A 12,263-nucleotide genomic window follows, 5' to 3' on the forward strand; every position below is an offset into this window, starting at 1 on the left:
CTTGAAGCGCGGAGTCGGGTCCTTTGCGACGCGGCGCCTGCCCCCCTGCTCGGCAGAGGCGCAGGAGGCTCCTTCTTCTGAAGTCATCTCTCTTCTACGGGACCCAGCGGATTGCTTATTCCGCGCAACCCTCCTGTCGGACAGGTTTGGCGCGCCCGAGGCGGGAGCCGGCGGTGTTTTCGTCCTGGAGGGGTGGAGGCTTAAAACCCCGGGAGGGCCTCCCGCGTTGATGGGGGACCGCCCTGGAGGCGCTGCATGCCGGTCCACCCATCCAGCTCCTCGGAGCCTTCGAGCAGCTTCCTCACGGACGTGTCCCGGTTCCTGGGGGCGTTCCGCTGGGCGTTCATGCCGCTGGGCCTGCTCGCGCTGGTCGCGGTGGGCGTGCACGCGGCGGCGGACACGCTGGATGACCGGCTGCTCACGGCTGTGGACCGGTTGGACTCCGCGTTCGATGGGTGGGTGGGCCAGTTCCCCGCGCTCGCTTCCATGGTGGATTGGGTGTCGCTGGAGACGCGCACCCGGCTGGCTCGGGGCCTGGCTTTGGCCTGGGAGCTGGCGGCGGACCTGCTTCTGGCGCTACCGGCGCTGGGCTATCGCGAGACCGAGGCGGCCCGGCCCGTGGAGCCCTGGCGTCCGGTGACGGCGTCCGCTTCGGAGGCTTCGTCGTGGAAGGCGCTGCTGCGGCGCTGTCTGCGGCGGCCCACTCCGATGCGGTGGGTGCGGCCGCTGGCCACCGCGGGCGTGGTGCTCGCGGGGGCGTGCACGGTGGCCCGCCTCGTCCAGGGCACGGTGTACCTGTCGTGGCGGCCACTGTTCGGCGACGTCGCCTCGGACTGGGCGGCCCGGGGGCTGGCGGTGGCGGCGCTGCTCGGGGTGAGCGTGTCGCTGGGCTGGCGTGCGGTGCTGCGCAACCTCCAGCACGCGGACGCGGCGTGTGAGGCGGTGGGCTCGCGGCGGGCGTGGACTCGCGGGCTCTTGGGCTGCCTCATGGTGGCGCCCCTGGGATTGGCGGCGGCTTGGGACGCGGCACCGGTGCTGTCCTTCCTTCGCTGAGGCCCTGACGCATGTTCGCTCGACGCGCCCGGGGACTCTTGGACTTCACCTTCGCGCTGCTCTGCGTCTGGTGCGCGTACCACCACACGCCCGCGGGCGCGCTCTTGCGTCGCGCTGGCGCCTGGGCCTTCAACACGCGCACCACGGCCCGGCCGCTGCTCGCGTACTACGACGGCGTGAGCGGGACGGCCGTGCCCGTGCCGGACGCGCTGCCCGCCGCGCTGCTCACTCGCGTGCCCACGAGCGCGGAGGCGCTGGCGTGGGGGACGCACGCGGCGCTGAAGGCCCTGGAGCCGAAGGCCCGCGAGCCCTCGCTCGCGCTGGCTCGTGAGCTGGGCATCGCTCCGGAGACGCTGGTGGATCCAGCGAAGGGACCGGCGGCGACGCGGCGGATGCTGGACGCGCTCGCCACGGACTTCCCGTCGGAGGAGGCGCGGGTGACGGCGGTGTTCGCCGGGCGGGTGCCCGCGCGCTTCGCGCTGGAGCGGGTGGACGCGGAGGGTGGGGCGCTCCGCCTGGAGCGGCTGGCGAAGCAGCTGCCCCCCGGTTTCGAGGGCTCCTCCGTGGGCGCCGCTCAGGCGCTGGCGCTGTCCACGGCGCTGATGCTCGGGTGGCCGGTGTCGGAGAGCGCCCCGGTGACGAGCCCCTTCGGCTACCGCGTCCACCCCACGCTGCGCACGCGCCGGATGCACACGGGAGTGGACCTGGCGGTGCGCTCGGGCACGACGGTGACGGCGGTGGCCGCGGGCGTGGTGCGCCGCGCGAGCGAGGACTCCGTCAACGGCCGCGTGCTGGTGCTGGACCACGGGCGGGGTGTGACGACGGCGTACTGTCACAACTCGGAGCTGCTGGTGAAGGCGGGCACGCGGGTGGAGAAGGGGCAGGCCATCGCGCTGTCGGGCAGCACCGGCCGGTCCACCGGGCCACACCTGCACTACCAGCTGGAGCTGGCCGCTCGGCCGGTGGACCCGTTCGGGTTCCGCACCGCGCTGCGCATGGCGGACGGCGCGACCGAGCTGTGACAGGCCGGCCACACGACCCGTGACGTCGCCGCCAGGAAGTAGAGGGGGGCCGGGGTGCGTGTTACGGCGGAGGGCATGGACCCCTCGCTGACCGTCCCCGTGCGCCGGGTGCGCTCGCATCCGGACCCGCTGCCCCTGCCGCGCCATGAGACGGAGCTGGCCGCCGGGCTGGACCTTCGGGCGGACATCGATGGCGAGCGGGTGCTCCAGCCCTTGGAGCGGATGGCCGTCCCCACCGGGCTGGCCTTCGCGCTGCCTCCGGGCTTCGAGGGCCAGGTGCGACCCCGCTCGGGGCTGGCGCTCCGGCACGGGGTGACGTGCCTCAACTCCCCCGGGACGGTGGACGCGGACTACCGGGGGGAGGTGCAGGTGCTGCTCGTGAACCTGTCCAACACCCCCTTCACCCTGCGTCGGGGCGACCGGGTGGCCCAACTGGTGGTGGCCCCCGTGACGGCCACGACCCTGCGGGAGGTGGAGGTGCTGGAGGTGACTTCCCGGGGGGACGGAGGTTTCGGGTCCACCGGCCGCTAGGGCCCGGCGCGCAACGTCGTTCCTCAACGGCCTCGGAGCGGGCAGAATGGAGCCCCCCGGTCGTCCACCGGGGGGGTCGCCCCCCCGCGGCCCCGTTCCGGAGTTTCACTGCTTTGCTCTGCTACCGCTGCGGCAGCCATGTCCCTGATACGAGTGAAACCTGCGCCACGTGTGGCCAGAAGTTCGACGCGGCCGCGCGTCAGGCAGCGGGGGCGGCGCGCAAGCGAGGCACGGAAGGCGCGCCGTACAAGCCGGGCGACGTCGTCGCTGACCGTTACGCCATCCAGGAAGTCGTAGGGGCGGGGCCTCTGGGCTTCGTCTTCCGCGCGCAGGACCAGGCCATTGACGTGGAGGTGGCGCTGAAGGTCATCCAGCCCCGGCTGGTGCAGCAGCCGGAGGAGCGCACGCAGTTCGCGCTGTCCATGCGGGTGGGCAAGAAGCTCAACCACCCCAACCTGGTGCGCGTGTACGAGGAGGGCGTGGACGGGGACCGGCCCTTCTTCACCATGCAACTGCTGGAAGGGCTCTCGCTGCGCCGGATGATGGAGCAGCGCGCGGCGAAGGGGCAGCTGTTCACGCTGAAGGAAGTGGAGCCGCTGCTGGCGCAGATGGCGGCGGCGCTGGACGGGGCGCACCGCTTCGGGCCGCACTCGGACGTGAAGCCGGAGAACGTCTTCGTCCTGCCGGACCTGTTGAAGGTATCGGACTACGGGCTGGGGCTCGCGGTGCCGCACCTGCCCTTCGTGCAGGCGCAGAAGGGGCACCGGGCGGCGGCGTACATCGCCCCCGAGTACGTGAATGGCGCGGAGCTGGACACGCGCATGGACGTGTACTCGTTGGGCGTGTTGATGGGGGAGATGGTGACGGGCCTCCTGCCGGAGGACGGCGGAGTTCCCGAGGTGTCGGTGCGGCATCCGGACCTGCCGCCCGCGTTCGAGTCCCTCTACCGGCGCGCGCTCAACGTGAACCCGCTGGCCCGTCCGAAGTCGGGCGGTGATCTGCACGCGGAGTTCGCGGCGCTGGTGCATCGGCACCCGGCCGCGGCGTCGAGGCAGCGCGCGATGCCCGCGTCGGGCGCACTGCCGCCGTCCGCGGTGGCCGCGCGCGCGGCGAACAAGCCGCTGCCGCCGGTGCCCACGGGCATGATGCCGGTGGCGAGCGCGCCCACGCCGGCCGCGCCCATCCCGGCGGTGGACGACTCGCCTCCGCCGGATGCGACGCAGCCGCTGGACGCGGCGACGCTGGCGGCCATCCTGGGCTCGAACGCGCAGGCGCTGGACTACATCACGGGGCCGGAAGCGCGCTCCGTGTCCGACGCGGCGACGCAGCAGGAGATGCGCGCGGTGGCGCCGGCGGGCCGCAAGGGTGCGGAGGCGGCGGCGCAGGACCCTCGGCTCCTGGGGCAGGCCCCCGACGGGGCGACGCAGCAGGAGGTCCGTGCGGCTTCGCGCCCGGCGGATGAACCGCGCGCGGCTCCGGCCAAGGCCGCCGAGCCGGTGATGCGCATCTTCGCGAAGGCGGAGGAGCCGTCGTTCCCGGCGGATCCTCGCGGCGCCCGCTCCGCGGAGGGCGCGTCCGAGGCGCGGTCCGCTGCCCGTGGAGGCGGTGAGTCCTCTTCCAGCGACGGGCGCTCCAATGGTCGGGGTGAAGCCGCCGTGGGCGAGGGGCGCTCCGGTCGCGGTGAAGCCTCTTCGGGAGACCTTCGCTCCAACGGTCGGGGTGAAGCGTCCAGCGACGGGCGCTCCGGTCGCGGTGAAGCCTCGTCCGGCGATGGACGCTCGGGGCGCGGCGAATCGTCCAGTGACGGGCGCTCCGGTCGCGGCGAGTCCTCCTCGGGCAACCTCGGGTCCAACGGTCGCGGTGAAGCTGCATCGGGTGAGGGCCGCTCCAACGGCCGTGGCGAGGCCGCCGCTGGCGACGCGCGCTCCAATGGTCGCGGTGAATCCGCCCTGAGTGACGAGCGCTCCGGTCGCGGTGAGTCCTCGTCGGGCGGCGGACGCTCCGGTCGCGGCGGTGATGCGTCCTCCGACAGCCGGTCCAGCAATCGCAACGCGGATGCATCCGCCACGGAGTCACGGTCCGGCCGTAACTCCGACGACGACGAACCCTCGGAGTCCCGTTCCTCCAGCCGCGGTGGCCGCAACCCTCGGGCCTCGGGCGCGGTGTCGTCGGTGAACTCGCGCGGCTCGGACCCCTCGGGTCCCCGCGCCCCGCGAGCCTCGGCGGCCCAGGGCGCGGTCCGCGCTTCTGGCGTTCACGGCGAGAACTCCACGGGCGGCCGCTCGCGCAAGGGCGAACCCCCGCCGGAAGTGTCGGGTGTCCGCTCCTCGGCGCGCCGGCTGCCGCCTTCCACCTCTGGCCTGCACACGCTTCCCACGACGCGGGCCACGCAGGCGAAGCCGGTCCGCTCCGGCCCCAGTTCGATGGTGTGGATGATCATCCTCGCGGTGGCCGGCATCGCGCTGGGCGCGGGCGGTGGCTACCTCTACCTGCGCCTGCGCCAGGCCCAGGCCGCGAAGAACAGCCCCACGCCCGCCACGCCCGGGACCGCCGCCGCGGGGGACGGCATCCTGGCCACGGGCTCCTGTCCGGCTGGCATGCGCCTGGTGAGCGGCGGCAGCTTCAAGATGGGCTCGTCCCCGGAGGACCTGCAGGCGTCCGGCTCCTCCGACGAAATGCCCATGGCCAGCGTCACGGTGAACTCGTTCTGCGTCGACGAATACGAGTTTCCCAACCAGGCCGGCCGCAAGCCCCGCGTCTCCGCGACGTGGCTCGACGCGAAGGCCGCCTGCGAAGGACTCGGCAAGCGGCTGTGCTCGGAGGAGGAGTGGGAGAAGGCCTGCAAGGGCCCTGGCAACGCGCGCTTCTCCACCGGCGAAGAGCAGGTCCAGACGGCCTGCAACACCGGCACGACGGATGCGACCGCGACGCACACCCTGGCGCAGTCCGGAGCCCAACATGCCTGCCACTCCGGCTACGGCGTGGCGGACCTCTCCGGCAACGTCGCCGAGTGGACCGCCTCCAAGTCCCCCAACTCCAACCCCAACTCCGAGGAGCTGCTCATCAAGGGCGGCGCCTTCGACACGGCCGGCGACACTGCCCGCTGCTCCGCGCGCCGCCGGAGTGCTCCGACGTTGAAGGCCGCGAACGTGGGCTTCCGCTGCTGCCAAGACGCGCCGTGATGACGACGCTCCGGAGGCTCGCGCTCCTCACGCTCCTCCTGCCCGTCGTCGCCCTCGCGCAGGCGTCATCGCGCAGTCCTGTCCGGCCTCGCGTGGTGGCCGTGAAGTCCTCGAGCCTGGCGCCGTACGCCTCCTTCCTCGCCGGCTTCACGTCCGAGGTCCGCGCGGACGTCACCGAGCTGACCCTGGAGGAAAGCCCCACGGAGGCCGCGCGCGTCTTCAAGTCGCTGGCCGCGCAGAAGCCCGCGCTGGTGCTCGCCCTGGGGCCGCTGGCCGCCAACGCCGCGCGCCGCTCGCTGGGCGAGGACGTGCCCGTGCTCTTCGCCATGGTGCCGTACCACGAGAAGTACGGCCTGGAGGCTTCCAACGTCACCGGCATCGCGCTCACCAGTGACTTCGGGCCGGAGCTGGCCGCGCTCAAGGCCGTGGCTCCCGGCGCGAAGCGCGTGGGCATCCTGCATGACCCGCGCTCCTCGGCGGGCGCGGTGGCGCAGGCCCGCTCCGCTGGCGCTGGCCTGGGGCTCACCATCGTCCCGCTGGCCGTGGAGGCGCAGGAGCGCGTGGGCGAGGTGCTGGAGGGCGCGGCAGGGAAGGTGGACGGCCTCTTGATGGTTGCGGACAAGACCGTGGGCAACGCTTCCGTCGTCCAGGCGCTCATCGCCTTCAGTGCCTCTCGCAAGGTGCCGTTGGTGGCGCTCACGGCCAGTCAGGTGAAGGAGGGCGCGACGCTGGCCCTCTCGCCGGCCCCGCTGGCGCTCGGTCAGCAGGCGGGGAGGCTGGCGAATCGCATCATCCTCGAGAAGGTCGATCCCGGCGCGCTGGCGGTGGCGCGGCCCGAAGGCCTGGACCTCTCGTTCAACGTCACCGCCGCGAAGAAGTCAGGTCCGTCCTGTGACGTCGCGCTGGAAGTGCTCCGGTTCGCGGCGCGCCGGGACTTTGCCGTGAAGGTCTACGAGTGATTCCACGCTACAGCCGTCCCGAAATGGCCTCCCTCTGGTCCGACGTCGCCCGCTACCGCCGCTGGCGCGACGTGGAGCTCGCCGCGCTGGAGGGCATGGTCGCGCAAGGCCTCGCTCCCAAGGATGCGCTGGCGGACTGCCTCGCCCGCGCCGGTGACTTCACCGAAGCGGACGCCGCGCGCATCGAGGAGATTGAGCGCACCACCAAGCACGACGTCATCGCCTTCCTCACCTTCGTGGAGGAGCGCGTGGGCCCCAGCGCCCGCTGGCTGCACCTGGGCATGACGTCGTCGGACGTGCTGGACACGTCGCTGGGCCTCACCCTGCGCGACTCCGTGGACCTGCTCCTGAAGGGCATGGACCGCGTGATGGCCGCGGTGGAGAAGCGCGCCTTCGAGCACAAGCACACGCTGCAGATGGGCCGCAGCCACGGCATCCACGCGGAGCCCATCACCTTCGGGCACAAGCTGGCCATCTGGTACGACGAGCTGCGGCGGGGCCGCACGCGCCTTCAGCACGCGCGAGACACCATCGCCGTGGGCAAGATTTCCGGCGCGGTGGGCACGTTCGCGCACCTGCCGCCGTCCGTGGAGGAGCACGTCTGCCAGAAGCTGGGCCTCACGCCCGCGCCCGCCTCCAGCCAGGTGGTGCAGCGCGACCGGCACGCGGAGTTCTTCACCGCCATCGCCCTCGTCGGCGCGAGCCTGGAGAAGTTCGCCGTGGAAATCCGCCACCTCCAGCGCACGGAGGTGCGCGAGGCGGAGGAGCCCTTCACGGCGGGACAGAAGGGCTCTAGCGCCATGCCGCACAAGCGCAACCCCATCCTGTCGGAGAACCTCACGGGCCTGGCGCGCCTGCTGCGCGGCTACGCGGTGAGCGCCATGGAGGACGTGGCGCTGTGGCATGAGCGGGACATCTCGCACTCGTCGGTGGAGCGCGTGATTGGTCCGGACGCCACCGTCCTGCTGGACTTCATGCTCCACCGCTTCGCGGGCTTGGTGGAGAACATGCGCGTCTACCCGGAGCAGATGAAGAAGAACCTGGACCTGCTGGGCGGCGTGGTGAACTCGCAGCGCCTGCTGCTGGAGCTCGCGCGCAAGGGCATGGACCGGCAGGCCGCGTACGTCGTCGTCCAGCGCAACGCGATGAGGATGTTCGAGGAGGGCGTGGACTTCCGGCAGGCCCTGCTGAACGACGCGGACCTGCTCAAGATGATGACGCCCGAGGAGGTCTCCGACTGCTTCTCCCCGGGCTACCACACGCGCCAGATGGACGCGGTGTTCCAGCGCGTCTTCGGCCGCGCCAGCTGAAGCGCCGCGCGGCTTGGGGCGAGGGGGCTAGAGATAGCCCTTCGCCCGCAGGTGCTCTTCGATGCGCGCGTGCACGTCCCCGGGCGTCAGCACCAGGGACGTGCCGGTGATGCGCTCGTAGGCGGCCACGTACTTGGTGGCCAGGTCCACGCGCACGTCGTCCGGGATGGCGGGCAGCGCGCCGTGGCCGGAGAAGTTCCGCTCACGGATGAGCCACTGGCGGATGTTCTCCTTGTCCAACATCTTCTGGTCCTCGCCCTTGGCGAAGCGGGCCTCGTACTCGTCCGCCACCCAGTAGCGGCTGGAGTCCGGGGTGTGCATCTCGTCGATGACGTAGAGCTCGTCGCCCACCTTCCCGAACTCGTACTTCGTATCCACCAGGATGAGGCCGCGCGTGCGCGCCCACTTCTGGCCCTCCTGGAACAGGCCCCGGGCGGCCTCCGTGATGCGGGCCCAGTCGCGCGGCGTGGCCAGCCCGCGCGCAAGAATCTCCGCCTCGGAGATGGGCTCGTCGTGCTTGCCGTACTCGGCCTTGGTGGACGGCGTGAGGATGGGCGCTTCGAACGCGCTGTCCTTGCGCAGGCCTTCCGCGAAGGGCACGCCGTAGGCGGTGTGCGTGCCCTTCTCGTAGTCACGCCACAGGCTGCCCGTGAGGTAGCCGCGCACCACCACCTCCACGGAGTAGGGCTGGCAGGCTCGCGCCACGGTGACGTTCGCGTCGGGCACGTCCAGCACGTGGTTGGGGACGATGTGCTTCGTGCGGTCGAACCAGAAGGCCGCCAGGCGGTTGAGCACCTCGCCCTTGAAGGGGATGGTGGTGAGCACGTGGTCGAACGCGGAGAGGCGGTCGCTCGTCACGAGGATGAGCGTGTCGCCCTTGCGGTACGTGTCGCGAACCTTGCCCTTGTAGGGCGTGCCGAGCGACGGCAGGTCCGTCTGGCGAAGCGTGTGGGTGAGTTGCGCGTGGAGGGCGGAGGTGTTCACGTCGGAGGCGCCTCGCGGCCCCGGCCACTGACCGCCGGGAAGGGGCGGGAGCGGGGCCAGCTCATGAGGCGCGCGACTCTACTGGAGGCCCGCCGTCATGGAAGCAGGACCGTAGGCCGTTGCCAGGTAGAGGAACGCCGGGTTGATGCGCAGGATGCCGTCCACGTAGGCGACCGCGTACGGCGCGCCCGCGGCCCGGTCCACCCGCACCGCGCCCTCCGGCTGGATGCCCCAGAGTGCCAGCAGCGTGCGCGCCACCAGCTCCGCGGCCTCGCGCTCCGACAGGCCCTGCAGGCTCTCCCGCCGGTCCTCCGGCCAACGGTCGCCCGTCCGCGCGTCGAAGACGAACTGGAGGCCGCTGCCCGCGTCCGGCGGCTGGAGCAGGTCCGCGCGGGGCTCGAAGCCCGGCGCCGCGACGAACTCGTTGCCCTGGATGATGGGGAAGAGCGCCACGCCCTGCGCGGACTGCCCGGCCTGCTGCTCCGACTGGCGCGCGATGTCCCGGAAGAGCTCCAGGCGGACGGACGGGGACTCGAACTCCACCACCTCTGGCGAGCTGCTCAGCGCCTGCCGCGCCGTGAGCGAGGAGCGCACGGGCGCACCCGTGCCATCACACGCGGTGGTGAGCAGGGACAGCGACAGGAGCAGGCCAGGGACCCAGCGACGCATCAACGGGAATATACCGATCACGCCGACGCACCACCAGCTAAACTCCGGTGCATGCGACCAGGTGCGGAGCTGACTGTCGTCCTTCATCAGACCCGTTCACCCGACAACCTCGGTGCTGTCTGCCGGGTCATGGCGAACTTCGGTTTCGAACGTCTCATCCTCTCGGAGCCCGTGGTCCAGGACTTCAGCCTGGCGGAGCGGATGGCCGTGAAGAGCGGCCACATCCTTTCGGGCATGCGCGTCGCACCCACCCTGGCGGAGGCCCTGGAGGACTGTGTGTACGTGGTGGGCACCACGTCGCGCACCCAGGTGGTGAAGCGCGCTCCCCTGACGCCGGAGGACGCGGCGCGGCGGCTGGCGGAGGAGAGCACTCGGGGGCGGGTGGCGCTCCTGTTCGGCGGGGAGCAGCGCGGGCTGTCCGACGAGGACCTCACCCACTGCCAGGACCTGCTCGTCATCCCCACGTCGGACGTGCAGCCGTCCATGAACCTGGCGCAGTCCTCCGCGGTGCTGCTGTACCTCTGCCACCGGCAGGGGCTCACGTCCGCGCCCGTGCTGCCTCAGGAGGAGGAGGCCGGTGCTCGGCTGGGGACGCTCAACGCGCTGAGCGGGCGCATGCGCGCGGCGATGCTGGCGGCGGACTTCCTCAACCCGGAGGCGCCGCAGCACGTGCTGCACGAACTGGAGCGGACGTTGATGCGTGCGCGGTTGACCCAGCGAGAGGCGGAGCTTTGGCTCAACGCCTTCAAGCATCTGGGCCGCGCGGTGGCGCCGGGGACTCCCCGCGAGTGAGGCGGGGGGCCGGCGCCACGCGAACAGCCGGGGCGACTTAGGCCGCCGCTTCCTTCTTGTAGGTCTCGGCGAAGTGCTTCTCGCACAGACCGGCCTTGGGGCCGACCTTGGCGCGGCACTCCGGCTTGGAGCACACGCGGTAGCGCGTGTGGGGCAGCTCGCCCTGGCGCCACTTCTTGAAGTGGAAGAAGCAGTAGCTCTTGGCGCGGTAGGGGCGCTTGCAGCCCTCCACGGTGCACGCCTTCTTGCCGTTGCCCTTGGCGGTGCGCGGCCAATGGGTGGGCTTCGTCGTCTGGGTGGCCTCGGCCATGGTACGGACTCTCCTGCGAATCGATGCTTGGAAGACCCGTGACGCCACCTGGGGGTGGATCCGCCACGATGTGAAGGCGGACGGTGTATCGCCGGGTTTCGCGGAACGCAAGGAGCCTGGAGACCCGCCAGGGCCCTGGAGGCCCCATCCGTCAGGGGGCGGCCAGGCCGTCCTCGGCCTTGGGAATGCCTCCGGACCGTCCGGATTGGGTGCGCGGCACCGGGGAGAGCAGCTCCTCCAGCACGGAGCGGGCTCCGGCTGCGCGCTCGCCTGGCGTGCCACCCGAGGCCAGCGTGGACGGCGCCGACTCCACCAGGGGCAGGTCCTCCAGCTTCACCTTCAGTGTCACGGGGCGGCCCAGCCGGCGCAGCTGCAGCCGGATGTGCTGGCCCACGCCGCGCGCGGCCACCTGCCAGCGCAGCGTGTGCGCCCGCGCCACGGACAGCCGGTCCATGTTCAGGATGACGTCCCCGGTGCGCAGGCCCGCGCGGGCGGCGGGGCCGTCCTCCACCACGTCCGTCACCACCACGCCCCGGCCTCGCGGGTTCAGGTTGAACGCCTGCGCCACCTCCGGGGAGAAGTCCTGCACGCTGATGCCCATCCACCCCCGGCGCATGCGCCCGTGGGCCTTGAGCTGCGGAATCACCGTCTTCGCGATGTCGATGGGGATGGCGAACCCGATGCCCTGCCCGGACACGTTGACGGCGTTGGCCACCGCCACCACGTCGCCGTGCAGGTCGAGCACCGGCCCGCCGGAGTTGCCCGGGTTGATGGAGGCGTCCATCTGCAGGTAGTCGAAGTCGCCGTCGCGGCCGTTGGGCGTCACGTCCGTGCGGCCGACGTAGCTCACCACGCCCACCGTCACGGAGTGCGCCAGGCCGAACGGGTTGCCGATGACGACCACCCAGTCCGCGATGCCCACGTGGGACGCGGACGCGAGCTTCAGCACCGGCAGCTTCCGGGGCGCGTCCACCTTGAGGAGCGCGCAGTCCGTGCGCTCGTCCTCGCCCACCACCGTGGCGGGGAACTCCTCCACGTAGCCGTTGGCGCTGCGGATGGAGATGGTGACCTCCGAGGCCCCGTCCACCACGTGCGCGCTGGTGAGGATGTAACCGTCCGGATGGATGATGAACCCGGAGCCGATGCCGCGCTGGGGCTCCTCGCCCGGAGCCACCTCCGCGAGGTCCTGGCGCGTGGTGATGGACACCACGGCCGGCATCGCCTTGCGGGCCACGTCACTGATGTTGGAGTGCTGCCGGGAGACGGCGCGGTTCTGCGCCTCCAGCCACAACCTTCCGGGGGGGCGTGCCGCGGCGCTGCCTGCTGTCCCCAGCGCGCACGCCAGCACCGCCACCCTGATGCCGCCCCCGAACCGCGACCAACCCATGGGCCCCGCCTTCCCACCACCGTCCAACCCAATGCCCCGGCGCAAGCTAGGCACGGGGTGGGGC

The 12,263-nt window shown here is 71.9% G+C and carries 11 protein-coding genes; 7 read left to right on the plus strand and 4 right to left on the minus strand.

What is annotated here, in order from left to right:
• The first annotated feature begins 255 nt into the window (after positions 1 to 255).
• The 6 genes from D7Y11_RS37720 to purB all read left to right on the plus strand — a co-directional run bounded on the left by D7Y11_RS37720 (position 256) and on the right by purB (position 8,057).
• Positions 256 to 1,053: a hypothetical protein gene (locus D7Y11_RS37720; RefSeq protein ID WP_126936095.1), complete on the plus strand. Its 798-nt coding sequence runs from the start codon at positions 256 to 258 to the stop codon at positions 1,051 to 1,053.
• 11 nt (positions 1,054 to 1,064) lie between these two features.
• A complete protein-coding gene (locus D7Y11_RS37725) occupies positions 1,065 to 2,075 on the plus strand; it encodes a M23 family metallopeptidase (protein ID WP_126936096.1) in 1,011 nt (336 codons plus the stop codon).
• A gap of 75 nt (positions 2,076 to 2,150) precedes the next feature.
• Entirely contained in the window at positions 2,151 to 2,606 is a 456-nt protein-coding gene (dut, locus tag D7Y11_RS37730; protein ID WP_120599047.1) for a dUTP diphosphatase, read from the plus strand.
• Positions 2,607 to 2,719: 113 nt separating this feature from the next.
• On the plus strand, positions 2,720 to 5,788 hold the full coding sequence (locus tag D7Y11_RS37735) for an SUMF1/EgtB/PvdO family nonheme iron enzyme (protein WP_126936097.1): 3,069 nt from the start codon (positions 2,720 to 2,722) through the stop codon (positions 5,786 to 5,788).
• Positions 5,788 to 6,747: an ABC transporter substrate-binding protein gene (locus D7Y11_RS37740; RefSeq protein WP_126936100.1), complete on the plus strand. Its 960-nt coding sequence runs from the start codon at positions 5,788 to 5,790 to the stop codon at positions 6,745 to 6,747. The genes D7Y11_RS37735 and D7Y11_RS37740 overlap by 1 nt, the downstream gene beginning before the upstream one ends.
• Positions 6,744 to 8,057: an adenylosuccinate lyase gene (gene purB, locus D7Y11_RS37745; protein WP_126936098.1), complete on the plus strand. Its 1,314-nt coding sequence runs from the start codon at positions 6,744 to 6,746 to the stop codon at positions 8,055 to 8,057. Before D7Y11_RS37740 ends, purB begins: the two co-directional genes overlap by 4 nt.
• 27 nt (positions 8,058 to 8,084) lie before the next feature.
• Here the strand turns inward: purB and D7Y11_RS37750 are convergent, their stop codons facing one another.
• Both D7Y11_RS37750 and D7Y11_RS37755 read right to left on the minus strand, forming a co-directional pair.
• Entirely contained in the window at positions 8,085 to 9,041 is a 957-nt protein-coding gene (locus tag D7Y11_RS37750; protein ID WP_121755220.1) for a phosphoribosylaminoimidazolesuccinocarboxamide synthase, read from the minus strand.
• A 78-nt stretch (positions 9,042 to 9,119) separates the two neighbouring features.
• Positions 9,120 to 9,710 carry a hypothetical protein gene (locus tag D7Y11_RS37755; RefSeq protein ID WP_120599042.1) on the minus strand — a complete coding sequence of 197 codons (591 nt, stop codon included), beginning with the start codon at positions 9,708 to 9,710 and terminating at the stop codon, positions 9,120 to 9,122.
• Between the two features lie 51 nt (positions 9,711 to 9,761).
• Between D7Y11_RS37755 and D7Y11_RS37760 the strand changes: the two genes are divergently transcribed.
• Positions 9,762 to 10,502, plus strand: a complete 741-nt coding sequence (locus tag D7Y11_RS37760; RefSeq protein ID WP_120575742.1) for an RNA methyltransferase — start codon at positions 9,762 to 9,764, stop codon at positions 10,500 to 10,502.
• A gap of 37 nt (positions 10,503 to 10,539) precedes the next feature.
• On the opposite strand, the gene D7Y11_RS37765 is transcribed toward D7Y11_RS37760, so the two are convergent.
• Both D7Y11_RS37765 and D7Y11_RS37770 read right to left on the minus strand, forming a co-directional pair.
• Positions 10,540 to 10,812 (minus strand): vegetative protein, encoded by a 273-nt coding sequence (locus D7Y11_RS37765; RefSeq protein WP_120575743.1) that lies wholly within the window; start codon positions 10,810 to 10,812, stop codon positions 10,540 to 10,542.
• Between the two features lie 151 nt (positions 10,813 to 10,963).
• A complete protein-coding gene (locus tag D7Y11_RS37770) occupies positions 10,964 to 12,199 on the minus strand; it encodes a S1C family serine protease (RefSeq protein ID WP_126936099.1) in 1,236 nt (411 codons plus the stop codon).
• Positions 12,200 to 12,263: the final 64 nt, after the last annotated feature.

The sequence above is a fragment of the Corallococcus sp. AB018 genome (assembly GCF_003986945.1).
Lineage (GTDB): Bacteria > Myxococcota > Myxococcia > Myxococcales > Myxococcaceae > Corallococcus > Corallococcus exiguus.

Coding starts and splice junctions, on each gene's coding strand:
- D7Y11_RS37720 (WP_126936095.1), top strand. CDS start 256: ATGCCGGTCCACCCATCCAGCTCCTCGGAGCCTTCGAGCAGCTTCCTC.
- D7Y11_RS37725 (WP_126936096.1), top strand. CDS start 1,065: ATGTTCGCTCGACGCGCCCGGGGACTCTTGGACTTCACCTTCGCGCTG.
- dut (WP_120599047.1), top strand. CDS start 2,151: ATGGACCCCTCGCTGACCGTCCCCGTGCGCCGGGTGCGCTCGCATCCG.
- D7Y11_RS37760 (WP_120575742.1), top strand. CDS start 9,762: ATGCGACCAGGTGCGGAGCTGACTGTCGTCCTTCATCAGACCCGTTCA.
- D7Y11_RS37770 (WP_126936099.1), bottom strand. CDS start 12,199: ATGGGTTGGTCGCGGTTCGGGGGCGGCATCAGGGTGGCGGTGCTGGCG.
- D7Y11_RS37755 (WP_120599042.1), bottom strand. CDS start 9,710: ATGCGTCGCTGGGTCCCTGGCCTGCTCCTGTCGCTGTCCCTGCTCACC.
- D7Y11_RS37740 (WP_126936100.1), top strand. CDS start 5,788: ATGACGACGCTCCGGAGGCTCGCGCTCCTCACGCTCCTCCTGCCCGTC.
- D7Y11_RS37765 (WP_120575743.1), bottom strand. CDS start 10,812: ATGGCCGAGGCCACCCAGACGACGAAGCCCACCCATTGGCCGCGCACC.